General features: G+C 48.4%; 13 protein-coding genes, 21 tRNA genes and 1 rRNA gene. 32 read left to right on the top strand and 3 right to left on the bottom strand.

Translation table 11 applies throughout. The annotated features are described in order from the left end of the window. Positions 1 to 9 precede the first annotated feature (9 nt). From rrf to RUW00_RS20660, 22 genes are all read left to right on the top strand, one after another. Positions 10 to 125: ribosomal RNA gene (gene rrf, locus RUW00_RS20765) — 5S ribosomal RNA — on the top strand. Positions 126 to 148: 23 nt separating this feature from the next. After that, a tRNA-Val gene (locus tag RUW00_RS20760) sits at positions 149 to 224 on the top strand. A gap of 29 nt (positions 225 to 253) precedes the next feature. Next, a tRNA-Thr gene (locus RUW00_RS20755) sits at positions 254 to 329 on the top strand. Positions 330 to 366: 37 nt separating this feature from the next. Next, positions 367 to 442, top strand: a tRNA-Lys gene (locus tag RUW00_RS20750). A gap of 10 nt (positions 443 to 452) precedes the next feature. Beyond that, a tRNA-Leu gene (locus RUW00_RS20745) sits at positions 453 to 536 on the top strand. 9 nt (positions 537 to 545) lie between these two features. Beyond that, positions 546 to 620 (top strand) — tRNA-Gly (locus tag RUW00_RS20740). 19 nt (positions 621 to 639) lie between these two features. Further along, a tRNA-Leu gene (locus RUW00_RS20735) sits at positions 640 to 725 on the top strand. Positions 726 to 734: 9 nt separating this feature from the next. Further along, positions 735 to 811, top strand: a tRNA-Arg gene (locus RUW00_RS20730). A 16-nt stretch (positions 812 to 827) separates the two neighbouring features. Continuing rightward, positions 828 to 904 (top strand) — tRNA-Pro (locus RUW00_RS20725). 4 nt (positions 905 to 908) lie between these two features. Beyond that, positions 909 to 981 (top strand) — tRNA-Ala (locus RUW00_RS20720). A 20-nt stretch (positions 982 to 1001) separates the two neighbouring features. Beyond that, positions 1002 to 1078: transfer RNA gene (locus RUW00_RS20715), tRNA-Met, on the top strand. Between the two features lie 2 nt (positions 1079 to 1080). After that, a tRNA-Ile gene (locus RUW00_RS20710) sits at positions 1081 to 1157 on the top strand. Positions 1158 to 1164: 7 nt separating this feature from the next. Next, positions 1165 to 1257, top strand: a tRNA-Ser gene (locus RUW00_RS20705). Positions 1258 to 1276: 19 nt separating this feature from the next. Beyond that, positions 1277 to 1353, top strand: a tRNA-Met gene (locus tag RUW00_RS20700). Positions 1354 to 1359: 6 nt separating this feature from the next. Then, positions 1360 to 1436, top strand: a tRNA-Asp gene (locus RUW00_RS20695). Between the two features lie 10 nt (positions 1437 to 1446). Next, positions 1447 to 1522: transfer RNA gene (locus RUW00_RS20690), tRNA-Phe, on the top strand. A gap of 20 nt (positions 1523 to 1542) precedes the next feature. Continuing rightward, a tRNA-His gene (locus RUW00_RS20685) sits at positions 1543 to 1618 on the top strand. A gap of 8 nt (positions 1619 to 1626) precedes the next feature. Beyond that, a tRNA-Gly gene (locus RUW00_RS20680) sits at positions 1627 to 1700 on the top strand. A gap of 15 nt (positions 1701 to 1715) precedes the next feature. Further along, positions 1716 to 1792, top strand: a tRNA-Ile gene (locus tag RUW00_RS20675). A 10-nt stretch (positions 1793 to 1802) separates the two neighbouring features. Beyond that, positions 1803 to 1877: transfer RNA gene (locus RUW00_RS20670), tRNA-Asn, on the top strand. 3 nt (positions 1878 to 1880) lie between these two features. Further along, positions 1881 to 1971 (top strand) — tRNA-Ser (locus RUW00_RS20665). A 3-nt stretch (positions 1972 to 1974) separates the two neighbouring features. Further along, positions 1975 to 2046, top strand: a tRNA-Glu gene (locus tag RUW00_RS20660). Positions 2047 to 2081: 35 nt separating this feature from the next. Here RUW00_RS20660 and RUW00_RS20655 read toward each other — a convergent pair. Both RUW00_RS20655 and RUW00_RS20650 read right to left on the bottom strand, forming a co-directional pair. Continuing rightward, entirely contained in the window at positions 2082 to 2552 is a 471-nt protein-coding gene (locus RUW00_RS20655) for a TspO/MBR family protein (protein ID WP_095272708.1), read from the bottom strand. A 156-nt stretch (positions 2553 to 2708) separates the two neighbouring features. Further along, the gene (locus tag RUW00_RS20650) at positions 2709 to 3428 is read right to left on the bottom strand and encodes a TraR/DksA C4-type zinc finger protein (RefSeq protein WP_095272706.1); all 720 of its coding nucleotides are present in this window, start codon (positions 3426 to 3428) and stop codon (positions 2709 to 2711) included. A gap of 281 nt (positions 3429 to 3709) precedes the next feature. On the opposite strand from RUW00_RS20650, the gene RUW00_RS20645 reads away from it, so the two are divergent. The 10 genes from RUW00_RS20645 (at position 3710) to RUW00_RS20600 (ending at position 15327) form a co-directional block, all read left to right on the top strand. Next, positions 3710 to 5125 carry an isochorismate synthase gene (locus tag RUW00_RS20645; RefSeq protein ID WP_280145413.1) on the top strand — a complete coding sequence of 472 codons (1416 nt, stop codon included), beginning with the start codon at positions 3710 to 3712 and terminating at the stop codon, positions 5123 to 5125. Next, the gene (gene menD / locus RUW00_RS20640; protein WP_088056434.1) at positions 5122 to 6858 is read left to right on the top strand and encodes a 2-succinyl-5-enolpyruvyl-6-hydroxy-3-cyclohexene-1-carboxylic-acid synthase; all 1737 of its coding nucleotides are present in this window, start codon (positions 5122 to 5124) and stop codon (positions 6856 to 6858) included. The genes RUW00_RS20645 and menD overlap by 4 nt, the downstream gene beginning before the upstream one ends. Beyond that, positions 6846 to 7670, top strand: a complete 825-nt coding sequence (gene menH / locus RUW00_RS20635) for a 2-succinyl-6-hydroxy-2,4-cyclohexadiene-1-carboxylate synthase (protein ID WP_095272703.1) — start codon at positions 6846 to 6848, stop codon at positions 7668 to 7670. The genes menD and menH overlap by 13 nt, the downstream gene beginning before the upstream one ends. 58 nt (positions 7671 to 7728) lie before the next feature. Beyond that, positions 7729 to 8547, top strand: coding sequence for a 1,4-dihydroxy-2-naphthoyl-CoA synthase (gene menB / locus RUW00_RS20630; RefSeq protein ID WP_003152221.1), 819 nt, complete (start codon positions 7729 to 7731; stop codon positions 8545 to 8547). An 87-nt stretch (positions 8548 to 8634) separates the two neighbouring features. Then, a complete protein-coding gene (locus RUW00_RS20625; RefSeq protein WP_280145412.1) occupies positions 8635 to 10098 on the top strand; it encodes an o-succinylbenzoate--CoA ligase in 1464 nt (487 codons plus the stop codon). Beyond that, positions 10095 to 11210: an o-succinylbenzoate synthase gene (gene menC / locus RUW00_RS20620; protein WP_003152223.1), complete on the top strand. Its 1116-nt coding sequence runs from the start codon at positions 10095 to 10097 to the stop codon at positions 11208 to 11210. Before RUW00_RS20625 ends, menC begins: the two co-directional genes overlap by 4 nt. 269 nt (positions 11211 to 11479) lie before the next feature. Then, entirely contained in the window at positions 11480 to 12397 is a 918-nt protein-coding gene (locus tag RUW00_RS20615) for a metal ABC transporter solute-binding protein, Zn/Mn family (protein ID WP_209387526.1), read from the top strand. A 20-nt stretch (positions 12398 to 12417) separates the two neighbouring features. Beyond that, the gene (locus tag RUW00_RS20610; RefSeq protein ID WP_014418707.1) at positions 12418 to 13170 is read left to right on the top strand and encodes a metal ABC transporter ATP-binding protein; all 753 of its coding nucleotides are present in this window, start codon (positions 12418 to 12420) and stop codon (positions 13168 to 13170) included. Further along, positions 13170 to 14456: a metal ABC transporter permease gene (locus tag RUW00_RS20605; RefSeq protein WP_095272696.1), complete on the top strand. Its 1287-nt coding sequence runs from the start codon at positions 13170 to 13172 to the stop codon at positions 14454 to 14456. The genes RUW00_RS20610 and RUW00_RS20605 overlap by 1 nt, the downstream gene beginning before the upstream one ends. After that, positions 14446 to 15327, top strand: coding sequence for a metal ABC transporter permease (locus RUW00_RS20600; RefSeq protein ID WP_280145411.1), 882 nt, complete (start codon positions 14446 to 14448; stop codon positions 15325 to 15327). Before RUW00_RS20605 ends, RUW00_RS20600 begins: the two co-directional genes overlap by 11 nt. A 15-nt stretch (positions 15328 to 15342) precedes the next feature. Here RUW00_RS20600 and RUW00_RS20595 read toward each other — a convergent pair whose 3' ends face one another. Beyond that, positions 15343 to 15501 (bottom strand): DUF1540 domain-containing protein, encoded by a 159-nt coding sequence (locus tag RUW00_RS20595; protein ID WP_007408842.1) that lies wholly within the window; start codon positions 15499 to 15501, stop codon positions 15343 to 15345. Positions 15502 to 15518: the final 17 nt, after the last annotated feature.

The following is a 15518-nucleotide window of genomic DNA, read 5'->3' as shown; positions in this document are numbered from 1 at the left end:
TCTCAATGGTTTGGTGGCGATAGCGAAGAGGTCACACCCGTTCCCATGCCGAACACGGAAGTTAAGCTCTTCAGCGCCGATGGTAGTCGGGGGTTTCCCCCTGTGAGAGTAGGACGCCGCCAAGCTATTACACGTAAGTGTAATATATGGAGGATTAGCTCAGCTGGGAGAGCATCTGCCTTACAAGCAGAGGGTCGGCGGTTCGAGCCCGTCATCCTCCACCATTCCTATCATACATAAGTTGGCGTATTAAGCCGGTGTAGCTCAATTGGTAGAGCAACTGACTTGTAATCAGTAGGTTGGGGGTTCAAGTCCTCTTGCCGGCACCACCTTTATATGTTATACTATATAAGTCTCTTGTAATAAGAGCCATTAGCTCAGTTGGTAGAGCATCTGACTTTTAATCAGAGGGTCGAAGGTTCGAGTCCTTCATGGCTCACCATGTTTTTCTTGCGGATGTGGCGGAATTGGCAGACGCGCTAGAATCAGGCTCTAGTGTCTTTACAGACGTGGGGGTTCAAGTCCCTTCATCCGCATTGCCAAACGCGGAAGTAGTTCAGTGGTAGAACATCACCTTGCCAAGGTGGGGGTCGCGGGTTCGAATCCCGTCTTCCGCTCCAACTATACTATACCATCCATGCCGGGGTGGTGGAATTGGCAGACACACAGGACTTAAAATCCTGCGGTAGGTGACTACCGTGCCGGTTCAAGTCCGGCCCTCGGCACTTATTGTTGCGCCCGTAGCTCAATTGGATAGAGCGTTTGACTACGGATCAAAAGGTTAGGGGTTCGACTCCTCTCGGGCGCGCCATACATACTTTTGAAAACGGGAAGTAGCTCAGCTTGGTAGAGCACATGGTTTGGGACCATGGGGTCGCAGGTTCGAATCCTGTCTTCCCGACCATTTTGGGGCCTTAGCTCAGCTGGGAGAGCGCCTGCTTTGCACGCAGGAGGTCAGCGGTTCGATCCCGCTAGGCTCCACTTGATTTTAATTGTTTTTTGGCGGTGTAGCTCAGCTGGCTAGAGCGTACGGTTCATACCCGTGAGGTCGGGGGTTCGATCCCCTCCGCCGCTACCATTGGACCTTTAGCTCAGTTGGTTAGAGCAGACGGCTCATAACCGTCCGGTCGTAGGTTCGAGTCCTACAAGGTCCACCACTTATACGGAGGAATACCCAAGTCTGGCTGAAGGGATCGGTCTTGAAAACCGACAGGGGTGTCAAAGCCCGCGGGGGTTCGAATCCCTCTTCCTCCGCCATATCTAATTTAATTATCATCGCGGGGTGGAGCAGTTCGGTAGCTCGTCGGGCTCATAACCCGAAGGTCGCAGGTTCAAATCCTGCCCCCGCAACCAAAAAATGGTCCGGTAGTTCAGTTGGTTAGAATGCCTGCCTGTCACGCAGGAGGTCGCGGGTTCGAGTCCCGTCCGGACCGCCATTTATAAAAAGGCTCGGTAGCTCAGTTGGTAGAGCAACGGACTGAAAATCCGTGTGTCGGCGGTTCGATTCCGTCCCGAGCCACCATTTAATTTAATATTGTTTTGGCGGTTGTGGCGAAGTGGTTAACGCACCAGATTGTGGCTCTGGCACTCGTGGGTTCGATTCCCATCAATCGCCCCAAACAACATGCGGGTGTAGTTTAGTGGTAAAACCTCAGCCTTCCAAGCTGATGTCGTGGGTTCGATTCCCATCACCCGCTCCATTTTTATATTGTCATGGGCCTGTAGCTCAGCTGGTTAGAGCGCACGCCTGATAAGCGTGAGGTCGGTGGTTCGAGTCCACTCAGGCCCACCATGATGATTTTTCCACAGTAGCTCAGTGGTAGAGCTATCGGCTGTTAACCGATCGGTCGCAGGTTCGAATCCTGCCTGTGGAGCCATACGGAGAAGTACTCAAGTGGCTGAAGAGGCGCCCCTGCTAAGGGTGTAGGTCGTGTAAGCGGCGCGAGGGTTCAAATCCCTCCTTCTCCGCCATAAGGCCCGTTGGTCAAGCGGTTAAGACACCGCCCTTTCACGGCGGTAACACGGGTTCGAATCCCGTACGGGTCATTAAAAAAACCTTGCATACTATGCAAGGTTTTTTATTATGCGTTCATAGCATAAATGGTAAAAGACAGGTATGTGGCAAAAGCGCTCCATAATAAATAAGGAACCAGAAGCCAGGCTGAAGCTTTACTGTATTTACCGGCAATGAGCAACAGAATGAGTGTTGTCACCGCCACAAGCAGGCAATCGATAGATGCAGCAAGCAAATTTTTCTGTGTGAATTGAAAATAGCTGAACCCTTGATTTACGATATAATTGATGAGAAGCATCACCCAAAAAGCTTTGGATTCTTTACATGAAAACTTTGCGTATACCAAGGCTGCTGAGAGCGAAATAAGCGCAAACAAAACGGCCCATATGATGCCGATCACTGATCCGCTCGGCGTCCAGTCAGGTTTTTGCAGCGCGTCGTACCATTCCCGGTCGATGGGAAAGAGAAACCCCGCTAAAGAAAACAAGACATATGTAATGATAAATACAATAATCGCACCGATATACTTCTTTTTCATTTGTTCCCTCCGCCATTCAATGCCAATACGTTAGTTCCCTTTTTTGGAATTATTGAACCTTTTAAAAGGTTCATGCACCATTAAGTGTATGAGTTTTCAGTGTGAAAATGCAGCAAACCATTTATTTGTATTCAAAAACCCCGGCAGGCCGGGGTTTTAATCAGCATGAAGATCGCCGAATGTCGTCATAATTCCTTCTTCGTCAAGTTTCTGTTCATATTTTTCGTGTGCTTTGCTTGGATACACGGAAATGTTTTTTCCGGTAATATCTGTCGCGATAAAGTTTTCATAATCCTCAGCATAGCCGATGTTTTCTTCTGAGTTCATTGTCATATCCCCGTAGCTGAGCGGCGGATCCTCTAAATCCTGAGGCGTTTCTGAGTTTCCGTATTCCTCAACATCCTGATAAGCATCTTCACTATCGTAAGCCGCCCGGATTGATTCATCATCATCAAATTCAAACTGTCCGAACGGTGTTTCCTCTTCAATCGGCCTGTCTTTGGAAACGGCATCCTGCGACGAATATTCCGCCAATGTCGTAGCCGTCGGCAGAGCTTCGAGTCTGTCATAAGGAATGTCCTTGCCGCTGACTTCACATGTGCCGTATGTGCCGTTTTCAATTTGTTTCAGAGAGTAATCAATGTCGCGAAGGTGCTCCCGTTCATGGTCGAGCAGAGCCAGGTCTTTTTCCCGCTCGTATAATTCGGTCGCCTGATCGCCGGGATGATTGTCATAGGAAGACAATTCGCCGGATGACTGATACGGGAATTCATCAGTTAACTGAAATTGATCATTTTCTTTAAAGCGGCTTAAAATATCATGTCTGGCTTCTTCCAATTCTTTTTTTAAGTGTGTGATCTGTTCGTTTGTAAGCACATCAATCCCTCGTTTCTATGTGATGCTTACTGTTAGTATGAACGCTTTTGCGCAGAAAAATGGTGGATAAAAATAGTCATTTCCCATGAGGAAGTAAAAGGATACAGTGATTGCCGAGAGTGGGGAAAGAAAATTCAAGTTTGTTTCTTTATTCATTTGCGCAAAAAGGTTTATAATAAGAAATGCAGGCATTTTGTCGTGCTCAAATCTGTGTGTTTGACACAAAGTCATCACAGGTGTATTGTATTAAAAGCATTTAACGGATTATGGAGGAATGTCTCATGGTGACAACGGTGCAGCATACGTTCCGAGAGGAAGCAGATCATGCATTACATAAAGCCAAACAAGTCAACCATGCTGTCTTATTGAGCTATTCAAGACGTATTGCGTCTTTAGACCCTCTATCATTTTTCAAAGACGGAGCAAAAAAATATAAAGGCAAACGATTTTTTTGGTCAGAACCCGGTAGTGAATTAACAATAGTCGGTCTTGGCACAGAAGCGCTGTTCCAATCGAATGAAAAAAATGGAAAGCGTTATCACGACGTTTTTGAACAATGGGAGCGCTTTAAAAAGATGGCTTTTCATATTCATGAAGAAGAAGAGGCGGCGCATACCGCGGTCGGCCCTGTCTTATTCGGCGGTTTTTCATTTAATCCCGCTGAAGAGAGAGGAGACGAATGGAACGGGTTCGAAGAAGGACTGTTCTTTATCCCCTCACTCATGCTGACAAAGACGGCAGATGGTGATTATTTAACCGTCAATCAATGGGCGGCAGACGGTAATCAGGCAGAAGATACGCTGAAACGTCTGAAATCTTTTTCGGAAGCTTTTTCAGTTTCTTCAATTGAGTATGAAGAATATCCTGTTTTAACAAAAGCGGAAGAACTTGATGTGGAAAACTGGCTTGAAGCCATTAAAACAGCAACAAATGATATGAAAGCAAATCAATATGATAAAGTCGTGCTGGCAAGGGAAGTCGTTTTGTCATATGATGGGCCTATTCCGGCAGAGAGCGTTGTCCGTAAGCTTTTGAAAGACCAAACGACAAGCTATGTTTTTGCGATTGAGCAGGGAGATAAATGCTTTGTCGGCGCTTCACCGGAACGGCTGATCAAAAAATCCGGCAAAGACGTCATGTCCACCTGTCTGGCAGGTTCAATTAAGCGCGGAGAAAATCAACAAGAAGATGACCGTCTCGGCAAGGAATTGCTGCATGACGAAAAAAATCTCGCGGAACATGATTTTGTGGTTCAGATGATACACGATTCTTTCTTGTCGAGCTGCAGCGATGTGAAAAAGCCTGCAGGTCCGCAATTATATAAAACAAAAAGTGTTCAGCATCTATATACGCCGATCACAGGCCATCTTAAAACGTCCGCTTCGCTGTTTGATTTAATTGAAAAGCTGCATCCCACACCGGCATTGGGCGGAGCTCCCCAGCAGAAAGCTGTTGAAGTTATCGCTGATATTGAACCGATGACACGCGGATGGTACGCGGCACCGATCGGCTGGATGGACGGCAGGGAAAACGGAGAATTTGTCGTGGCTATCCGATCAGGGCTGATTGAAGGCAAAAGTGCGCGGCTTTTCGCAGGCTGCGGTATTGTTGAAGATTCAGATCCGCAATCAGAATATGAAGAAACACAAATTAAACTAAAGCCGATGATCTCTGCTTTAGGAGGTGAAAGGCTTTGACAAACCCGATTACACATTATATCGGAAGCTTTATTGATGAATTCGCTCTATCGGGTGTCACCGACGCGGTTGTTTGCCCGGGATCGAGGTCAACTCCCTTGGCGGTTTTGGCGGCGGCCCACCCGGATATTCAAGTCCATATACAGATTGATGAACGGTCCGCAGGTTTTTTCGCACTCGGTCTTGCAAAAGCCCGCCAGCGTCCGGTCATGCTGATTTGTACGTCAGGAACGGCAGCGGCTAACTTCTATCCGGCCGTGATTGAAGCTCATTATTCAAGAGTGCCTCTTATTGTCCTGACTGCTGACCGGCCTCATGAATTGAGGGAAGTGGGGGCGCCTCAGGCGATTAACCAGCATTTTCTGTTCGGTAACTTTGTTAAGTTTTTCACAGACTCGGCTCTGCCTGAGGAAAATCCTCAAATGCTGAGCTATATCAGAACATTGGCCGGCAGAGCCGTAAGTGAAGCCGGGAAGCGCCCGATGGGGCCGGTCCATATCAATGTGCCGCTCAGAGAGCCTTTGATGCCGGATTTATCAGCCGGACCTTTTGAAAGAATGAGAAAGGGGCGGCACGTCTCAGTCACAACAGGGATTCAGTCAGCTGATCAAGATTCTCTCTGTCATATTACAGAGCGTCTCGCGGGGACCGAAAGAGGTATGATCGTCTGCGGCGAAATTCACGGTGAAGCAGAAAAGCAGCAAATCATCGCGCTTGCCGAGATGCTTCAGTTCCCGATTTTGGCTGATCCGCTTTCAAACCTCCGAAACGGGGAGCATGATAAGACGCTGATTATTGATGCTTATGACTCGTTTTTAAAAGATGAAGAAATAAAAGAGGCGCTGCGCCCTGACGCTGTGATCCGCTTCGGTCCGATGCCGGTTTCCAAACCGCTCTTTTTATGGCTCAGAGATGATCCTGCCATTGAGCAGTTTATCGTCGATGAAGGCGGAGGATGGAGAGATCCCACCCAGGCCGGCGCGCATATGATTCATTGCCATCCGTCTGTGTTTTTGGAAGCGGTCCGTTCAGCTGAAACCGGAAAACGGCCGTCCGGATGGCTTGAGAAATGGCAATTTGTCAATGACCGGTTCCGGAGTCATTTACAGGCCGCGAGCATGGATGATTTATCATTTGAAGGAAATGTATATCGTCAGCTTCAGCACCTTGTCCCTGAAGGCAGTTCGATTTTTGTCGGCAACAGCATGCCGATTCGCGACGTGGATACGTTCTTTGAAAAACAAGATCGCTCCTTCCGTGTCTATGCCAACCGCGGCGCTAACGGAATTGACGGGGTTGTCTCCTCGGCTATGGGGCTGTGTGAGGGTACAAAAGCTCCTGTCACGCTTGTAATTGGAGATTTATCGTTTTACCATGATTTAAACGGGCTGTTAGCGGCTAAAAAACTTGGAATTCCGCTTACGGTTATTTTAATAAACAATGATGGCGGCGGGATTTTCTCGTTTTTGCCGCAGGCATCTGATAAGACTCATTTTGAAGAACTGTTCGGTACGCCGACGGGTCTTGATTTCCGGCATGCCGCCGCACTGTACGGCGGGACGTATACTTGCCCTGAGACATGGGAAGCATTTAAGGATGCGTATCAGCCGCAGGCGGACAAGCCCGGACTTCATATAATCGAGCTGAAAACAGATCGGACATCAAGAGTTCAATTCCATCGCGATCTGCTGCAGGCCGCAGTGCGGGAAGTGAAAAAAGAATGGAAACTGTAACTGTTAAAACGGCCGACGGCGTGTGCTATCGGGCGGCTGATAGCGGACACGAATCGTCTGAAGCTATTGTTTGTCTGCATGGATTTACGGGCAGCAAAGAATCATGGATGTTTTTACGCGGCATGTTTCCCGGCGAACGAATTGTGATGATTGACTGCCTGGGTCACGGGGAGACAGACGCGCCTGTGCAAGCGGCAAGGTATAGTACGAGCCGGCAGGTTGCGGACCTTGCCGCCGTTTTTGATCAATTAAAACTTCACAAAGTGAAACTTATTGGTTATTCTATGGGGGGAAGACTTGCGTATTCCTTTGCACAGGCATTTCCGCATCGGGTGTCAGCGCTTGTTTTGGAAAGTACAACCCCGGGCCTCAGCACGCTTCAGGAACGGAAAAAGCGGATTCAGTCAGACCGGAAGCTTGCTGACTTTATATTGCGGGAAGGTATAACATCGTTTGTTGATTATTGGGAGGGCATTCCGTTGTTTGCCACGCAGCTTTCTCTGCCGGACAGTGTAAAGGCATCCATCCGTGCCGGCAGGCTGAAAAATAATCCGTCCGGACTTGCAGGAAGCCTGCTCGGAATGGGGACGGGCTCACAGCCTTCCTGGTGGGAGGCATTACACCGCATCAAGGCGCCCGTCCTGCTCATATGCGGTGAATGGGATGAAAAGTTTTGCGCTATTAATCAAAAGGTGCATAACCTGCTCCCATCAAGTAAAATAGAGGTTGTCAAACAGGCGGGGCACACGGTACATGTGGAACAGCCGCGAATTTTTGGTAAGATAGTAAGTGAGTTTTTATACGGCTTGTAAAGCATAAAGAAAATAGCTTTTCGGCCGGACTCAGGCAAAAATGAAGGAGGTCATATCAATGGCTGCAGAATGGAAAAGTGAACGTCAGTACGATGAAATCCTGTACGAGACGTATAACGGTATTGCAAAAATAACAATTAACCGCCCGGAGGTACATAACGCATTTACTCCTAAGACGGTATCAGAAATGATTGACGCGTTTGCTTGTGCGCGTGATGACTCCAATATTGGTGTCATCGTTCTTGCGGGAGCGGGAGATAAAGCATTCTGTTCAGGCGGAGACCAAAAAGTCCGCGGTCACGGCGGATATGTCGGAGATGATCAGATCCCGCGTCTGAATGTGCTTGATCTTCAGCGTTTGATCCGTGTTATTCCTAAACCGGTCGTAGCGATGGTATCAGGCTATGCCATCGGCGGAGGCCATGTGCTTCATATCGTCTGTGATTTAACGATTGCGGCCGATAACGCGATTTTCGGTCAAACCGGACCGAAAGTGGGAAGCTTTGACGCCGGTTACGGCTCAGGTTACCTGGCGCGTATCGTCGGACATAAGAAAGCCCGTGAAATCTGGTACCTGTGCCGTCAATACAACGCGCAGGAAGCGCTCGACATGGGGCTTGTCAATACGGTTGTCCCATTAGAGAAACTTGAAGAGGAAACAATTAAATGGTGTGAAGAAATGCTTGAGAAAAGCCCTACAGCCCTTCGTTTCCTTAAAGCGGCATTTAACGCAGATACAGACGGCCTCGCCGGAATTCAGCAATTTGCAGGAGATGCAACGCTTCTTTATTACACGACTGACGAAGCGAAAGAAGGCCGCGATTCCTTTAAAGAGAAACGCAGTCCCGATTTCGGTCAATTCCCTCGTTTTCCGTGATCAGATGACACTACGAAACAGCTTGAGCCGCTCTGGTCCAAGCTGTTTTCTTTTCAAAAAAAGTACTTTTACCTCGGAGATGATAACATGCTGACAGAACAGCCGAATTGGCTCATTCAAAGGGCTCAGCTGACACCAGAGAGAATCGCTCTCATATTTGAAAACAAACAGATGACATTCAGAGAATTATATCATGCTTCTAAACAATTGGCCGCGCGGCTGTCCAAATACTGCTCGCTTAAAAAAGGAGACCGTGCCGCGATTTTGCTTTCTAACAGACCGGAAATGGTTTATGCCGTTCATGCATGCTTCTTATTAGGGGCGGAAGTTGTGCTGTTGAATACGAAACTCTCAAAACAGGAACGGTTGTTTCAGCTCGAAGATTCACAGGCAAAGCTTTTATTGACGGAGGACGGTTTTTGCCGCGAAGATTATGAATCTGCGGTCGCCGCCGCGGACGTGGACGAGCTGCAGGCCAAAGCCGCGGGAGACATTGAACCTGAAGCTTATGTAACACTTGATGATACGGCGACTCTTATGTATACGTCAGGAACAACGGGAAGGCCGAAGGGGGTGCAGCAGACTTTCGGTAATCATTATTCCAGCGCTGTATCGTCTGCGCTGAATCTGGGGGTCACGGAGCGGGACCGCTGGCTTATTGCGCTGCCGCTGTTTCATATCAGCGGTCTGTCTGCGCTGTTTAAGTCGGTCATTTACGGCATGCCTGTCGTGCTTCATCAAAAATTTTCTGTCACTGATGTGCTGGACAGCATCAGCTCCCATCAGGTCACGATCATTTCAGCGGTGCAGACCATGCTTTCGGGCCTGCTTGCGGAAACTGAACAATGTCCTGAATCACTGCGCTGCATTCTGCTTGGCGGGGGGCCGGCACCGCTGCCGCTCCTTGAAGAATGCCGCAGGAAACAATTTCCGGTATTCCAATCTTACGGCTTGACTGAAACCTGCTCGCAGATTGTCACGCTTTCTCCGGAATTCAGCATGGACAAGCTCGGCTCGGCCGGTAAACCGCTGTTTTCATGCGAAATTAGAATTGAAAAAGACGGAAACCCTTGTGCGCCGTTTGAACACGGTGAAATTACGGTGAAAGGCCCGAATGTAATGAAAGGGTATTACCATCGTGACGACGCAAACCAGGCCGCTTTTCATAATGGATGGTTTAAAACGGGCGATCTTGGCTATTTGGATGATGAAGGGTTTTTATACGTGCTGGACAGGCGGTCGGACCTCATTATTTCAGGCGGAGAAAATATCTACCCGGCAGAAGTGGAAGCGGCGCTGCTTGCCCATCCGGCTGTAGCGGAGGCCGGTGTTTCGGGAGCCGAAGATCCGAAGTGGGGGAAAGTGCCGCATGCTTTTCTCGTGCTGACTTCTTCTGTCAGTTCTGAGGAGCTGACCGCCTTTTGCCGTGAGCGGCTTGCAAAATATAAAATACCGGCTGCTTTTTTCGAGGTTGACGAGCTCCCGCGGAACGCGTCCAATAAACTGATGAGACATCGGCTGAATGAGCTTCGTAAAGGAGAATTGTCATGATTAAGATTGAAAAAATCACCCTTTATCATGTAAGTATGAGGCTGAAAAAACCGTTTAAAACAAGTATTGAAACGCTGCAGGACCGTAAATTTTTGATCGTGGAAGCGATCGATGAAACCGGGAGAACCGGCTGGGGGGAGGTATCGGCGTTTTCTTCTCCGTGGTATACAGAAGAAACGATTCAGACATGCGCGCATATGCTGAGAGATTTTTTCATCCCAAATGTCGTAGGCCGCGAGTTTTTCCATCCGTCAGAGGTGCCTGACAGTCTCGCGCGTTTCAAAGGAAACCGCATGGCAAAAGCGGGGCTTGAATCAGCCGTGTGGGATCTATATGCCAAGAAAAAAGGGATATCACTCGCAGAAGCCTTAGGGGGCAAAAGAGATAAAGTGCCCGCCGGCGTGGCGGTGGGTCTGGCTTCGGCTGATGAGATGCTTCGGGAAATTGAGCAATACGTAAAAGAAGGTTATCAACGTATAAAAATAAAAATTCAGCCCGGCCATGACGTTGATCTGGTCAGAGCCATCCGCAGCCGTTTTCCGAACGTACCGCTGATGGCGGATGCCAACTCGGCATATGAACTGAAAGACATCAGCAGGCTGAAAGAGTTGGATGAATTCCAGCTCATGATGATAGAACAGCCGCTTCAGGCAGATGATATTGTCGATCACCGCCACCTGCAGAAACACTTGAGAACCGCGGTATGCCTTGATGAAAGCATATGCTCATATGATGACGCAAGGCGGGCGATTGAGCTTGGGAGCTGTAAAATCATTAACATAAAACCGGCGCGTGTAGGAGGCCTGACAGAGGCTTTAAAAATACATGACTTATGCAGAGAGCATCACATGCCGGTTTGGTGCGGCGGAATGTTTGAAACCGGCATTTCGAGAGCGCAGACAGTCGCGCTTGCTTCGCTGCCGCAATTTACGATACCGGGTGATATTTCCTCATCAGACCGATACTGGGAGGAGGATATTGTCACTCCCGACATCCGTATCGAAGAGGGGTTCATCTCTGTTCCGGACGGTCCCGGACTGGGTGTCGAAGTCAATCAGGAAATAATGAGAAAATACGTCACCCAAATGGACGTTTTTACGACAAACAACTGATAAAAAGACATTTCAGCGTGTTGAGCTGCCTGTAAGCTGCTGTTATATTGAAACTGTTCATCATCACCCCTTCCCCCGTTTGAACCGGCTGTATCAGCCGGTTTTTTTAATGAGCGGACACTTGACAAATGTGAGTTTGTGCGATAATTTTGCACAAAGGAAACTTTTTGTCCTGTATCAATCATTTGTTCTTAAATATAAAGAATTGTCATAAGACTGACATCAACATCACATTTAAAAGAGAACGGGACAAAGGAAAGGGGACGGATATGAAAAAAAGCAGTGTATTGGCGTCTGTGCTGATGGTTTGTTTTGCATTGTCTTCATGCAGCTCTGAATCTTCAGGCGGACAAAAAGGAAAGCTCACGATTACGGCTACCACTTCTCAGGTGGCTGACGCCGCTGAACATATCGGCGGAGACCATGTTGAAGTGACGTCACTGATGGGGCCGGGAGTCGACCCGCATCTTTATAAAGCATCACAAGGAGATACGAAAAAATTAACGGAGGCGGATGTTGTTTTATACAGCGGACTTCACTTAGAGGGGAAAATGGAGCATATGTTAACGAAAATCAGCAGGCAAAAGCCGTCCGCAGCAGTGGCTGAATCAATACCGAAGGAGAAATTGATTCCAGCGGGTGAGAATATGTATGATCCGCATGTATGGTTCAGCATTCCGTTATGGCTGTATGCCGTTGACGAAATCGAAGCGCAATTAAAAAAAGCAAAACCCGAATATGCAGACGACTTTACAAAAAACGCCCAAGAGTATAAAGAGAATTTGAAATCTTTAGATAAAAAATCGAGAGAAAAGATCGGGACAATTCCCGAAAAAAGCCGTGTACTAGTTACAGCACATGATGCCTTTGCGTATTTTGGCAAGGAATACGGATTTGAGGTCAGAGGACTTCAAGGGCTGAGCACGGACTCTGATTACGGACTGAAAGATGTTCAAAAGCTTGTCAGTCTGCTTGCGGATAAGGAAATTAAAGCTGTGTTTACGGAAAGCAGCGTATCGAAAAAGTCAATAAACGCGGTTGTTGAGGGCGCCAAAGAAAAAGGTCATGATGTTTCCGCCGGCGGCTGGCTGTATTCAGATGCCATGGGCGAAAAGGGGACAAAAGAGGGCACGTACGCCGGTATGTTCGCCCATAACATAGATACGATTGTCAGCTCATTAAAATAAACAGGAAGGGAGAGAATGACGTGTATCCTGTCAGCATTGAAAATGTGACGGTAGCCTATCACAAAAAACCGGTCCTGCAGAACGTCACCATGCAGGTGCCGGAAGGAAAACTGATCGGGATTATCGGGCCGAACGGAGCCGGAAAATCAACGTTGATAAAAGCTGTTTTAGGATTAACGCCAAGCGCCTCCGGAACGGTCTCTATTTATGGGAAATCATCAGAAAAGGAGCGGAAGAGGATCGGCTATGTTCCGCAGCGCGGTTCTGTGGATTGGGATTTTCCGACAAGCGCTCTGGATGTCGTTTTAATGGGAAGATATGGGCATATCGGCTGGTGCAGGCGTCCGAAAAAACGTGATATTGATTTTGCTGAAGCCTGTTTGGATAAGGTCGGTATGCTTGATTATGCCAAAAGGCAGATCAGCCAGCTTTCAGGAGGCCAGCAGCAGCGGGTTTTTCTGGCCCGGGCTTTATGTCAGGATGCGGATATATACTTTATGGATGAACCGTTTGTAGGAGTTGATGCCGCTACGGAGCGGGCGATTATCACGCTGTTGACGGAATTAAAACAAAAAGGAAAAACCGTGCTCGTCGTCCATCATGACCTGCAGACGGCAAAGGAGTATTTCGATTGGATGCTGCTGCTGAACATGAGAAAGATTGCTTTCGGACCGACTGAACACGTGTTTACAATCGAAAATTTACAAAAAACGTACGGAGGAAGGCTTGCATTTTTGAAAGATCACCTCCTGGCCGAAGGGGGAACGGGCTGATGGCGCTGTATCATATATGGCTTCAGCTTCAGGAACCGAATACCCAATGGGTGTTGGCGGGAACTTTGCTTCTCGGCATGGCAAGCGGCGTGCTGGGAAGCTTTGTGCTTCTCAGGAGGCAGAGTCTGATCGGCGACGCCATGGCTCATTCGGCTTTGCCCGGAGTATGTCTTGCGTTTCTCATTGCCGGAGAAAAGACGATGCTGTTCTTCTTGATCGGAGCGGCTGCCGCGGGGCTTGCTGGAACTTGGTGCATCCAGAACATCACGGAGCATTCAAAAACGAAGGAGGATTCTGCGATCGGCATCGTATTGTCCGTGTTTTTCGGGATCGGCATTATTCTTCTGACCTATATTCAAAGACTCGGTTCCGGAAGCCAGAGCGGGCTTGATTCTTTTTTATTCGGTCAGGCGGCGTCACTCGTTAAACAGGACATTGTCATCATCGGAGTCATTTCTGCCGTTCTGCTTTTATTGTGCGCCGTCTTTTTTAAGGAATTCAAATTGATCACATTTGATATGGCATTTGCGAAAGGGGCGGGACTGCCTGTCAGGTTTCTGAACGGACTGCTGGTTTTTTTAATTGTTTGTGCGGTTGTGATCGGGCTGCAGACGGTCGGTGTCATCTTAATGGCGGCCATGCTTATTACGCCGGCGATCGCCGCAAGGTATTGGACGGAGCGTTTAACGGTCATGATCGTGCTGTCCGGATTAATCGGCGGGTTATCCGGTGTGGCGGGAACGCTTTTAAGTACGACGACGGACGGTATGGCGACCGGGCCGTTAATTATTTTAAGCGCGGCTTCCGTTTTTCTGTTTTCTCTATTATTCGCTCCGGATCGCGGACTGGTGTCAAAGACGGTTAAACTTTTCCGGCTGAGAAAAAAGACCGCTTTTGAACAAACGCTCTCAGCTATTTACGAGATGAGTGAACAAACGAATGAAACCTCAGTCACCGGGCAGATGTTGAAAAAAGAATGGGAGCGCCCTATCAGGAAACTGGAGAAAAAGGGATACCTCAAGCGCAGCGGAGCCGAACAATGGCGGATGACCGAGGCAGGGCTGACGAAGGGATACGAAATTGTCTTATCACAGCGCATGTATGAAGTTTACCTCATGCATGAAACGGAACTGGCCGGTATAGAAACGGCCGCCAGGGACGAATTTCATCCGGATCTTCTGCCGAAAGAACTGAAAGAAAAGCTTTTGCAGCTTTTACGATTGCACGGGCGAATGCCGAATGAATCACTTCAAAAGGAGAAAGGAGGCGCTTACAATGAGTTATGAAGCGTGGATTATCGCAACGGGAATCTTAGTCGGCGTGAGCTGCGCGTTAATCGGCACTTTTCTTGTGCTGAGAAACATGGCGATGCTTGCTGACGCGATCAGCCACACGGTGCTGCTCGGAATTGTCGGCGCTTTCCTTGTGACGGGAGCCCTTAACGGAATTCCAATGTTTACCGGAGCTGCGGCATCCGGGCTGCTGACGGCTTTTTTCGTACAGTTTCTGCACAGTAAAGGCGTGCAGTCTGACGCGGCTATCGGTGTCGTCTTTACGTCCTTGTTTGCGGTCGGCGTCATTCTGCTGTCTGTATACGGCAAACATGTACATCTTGATATAGAACATTCGCTTATGGGAGAAATTGCTTTCGTTCCGTGGAATACAGCTCAGCTGTTCGGCTTCGATATCGGCCCTAAAGCGTTTTGGATGATTTTATCTGTGCTTATCATCAATGTGCTGCTGATTGTCTGCTGCTATAAAGAATTTAAAATCGCCGCCTTTGACCCGGAAATGGCGATAGCCATCGGCATTCCTGTCCTGGTCATTCATTATGTGCAGATGGGTATGCTGTCGCTTACGACGGTTGCTTCTTTTGATTCAGTGGGAGCGGTTTTAGTCGTTGCGATGCTGATTGTACCGCCCGCAGCCGCCTATTTACTGACAAACCGCCTTTCTTCCATGCTTTTCATCAGCGCGGGTATCGGCGGGCTGTCAGCCGTATTGGGATATGGCGCCGCCACATGGCTCAACGTGTCAATTTCAGGTGCGATGGCTGCGATGACCGGCGTGTTTTTTCTGCTGGCTTTTCTGTTTTCTCCGGCTCAGGGGCTGATTTCAAAAAGGCTTGCGGCGCGGAAATTAAAAAGAGCTGTATAAAACAGCTCTTTTCTTTTATAAATCATGCGGTTTAAAGGTTTTGCAATCCGTTTCTTCACTTTTTTCAGCGGTTTCGCCTGTATGGCTGACCACATAAATAGCGTCGGCCGTGCATTTGTTTCCTCTGCCCCAATATGAACAGTTATTGACTTCACACAGAATTTTTTGGTCCATGCTGGCTCCCCTCCAAG

The organism is Bacillus sp. IS1 (assembly GCF_032461585.1).
Taxonomy (GTDB): domain Bacteria; phylum Bacillota; class Bacilli; order Bacillales; family Bacillaceae; genus Bacillus; species Bacillus velezensis.
Note: the sequence above shows the minus strand (reverse complement) of the source record. Positions and strands in the feature narration are given on the sequence as shown.

Excerpts from the sequence above, each read along its gene's own strand:
- RUW00_RS20655 (WP_095272708.1), bottom strand. The coding sequence starts at position 2,552 with ATGAAAAAGAAGTATATCGGTGCGATTATTGTATTTATCATTACATAT.
- RUW00_RS20645 (WP_280145413.1), top strand. The coding sequence starts at position 3,710 with ATGGTGACAACGGTGCAGCATACGTTCCGAGAGGAAGCAGATCATGCA.
- menH (WP_095272703.1), top strand. The coding sequence starts at position 6,846 with ATGGAAACTGTAACTGTTAAAACGGCCGACGGCGTGTGCTATCGGGCG.
- menB (WP_003152221.1), top strand. The coding sequence starts at position 7,729 with ATGGCTGCAGAATGGAAAAGTGAACGTCAGTACGATGAAATCCTGTAC.
- RUW00_RS20625 (WP_280145412.1), top strand. The coding sequence starts at position 8,635 with ATGCTGACAGAACAGCCGAATTGGCTCATTCAAAGGGCTCAGCTGACA.
- menC (WP_003152223.1), top strand. The coding sequence starts at position 10,095 with ATGATTAAGATTGAAAAAATCACCCTTTATCATGTAAGTATGAGGCTG.
- RUW00_RS20615 (WP_209387526.1), top strand. The coding sequence starts at position 11,480 with ATGAAAAAAAGCAGTGTATTGGCGTCTGTGCTGATGGTTTGTTTTGCA.
- RUW00_RS20605 (WP_095272696.1), top strand. The coding sequence starts at position 13,170 with ATGGCGCTGTATCATATATGGCTTCAGCTTCAGGAACCGAATACCCAA.
- RUW00_RS20600 (WP_280145411.1), top strand. The coding sequence starts at position 14,446 with ATGAGTTATGAAGCGTGGATTATCGCAACGGGAATCTTAGTCGGCGTG.
- RUW00_RS20595 (WP_007408842.1), bottom strand. The coding sequence starts at position 15,501 with ATGGACCAAAAAATTCTGTGTGAAGTCAATAACTGTTCATATTGGGGC.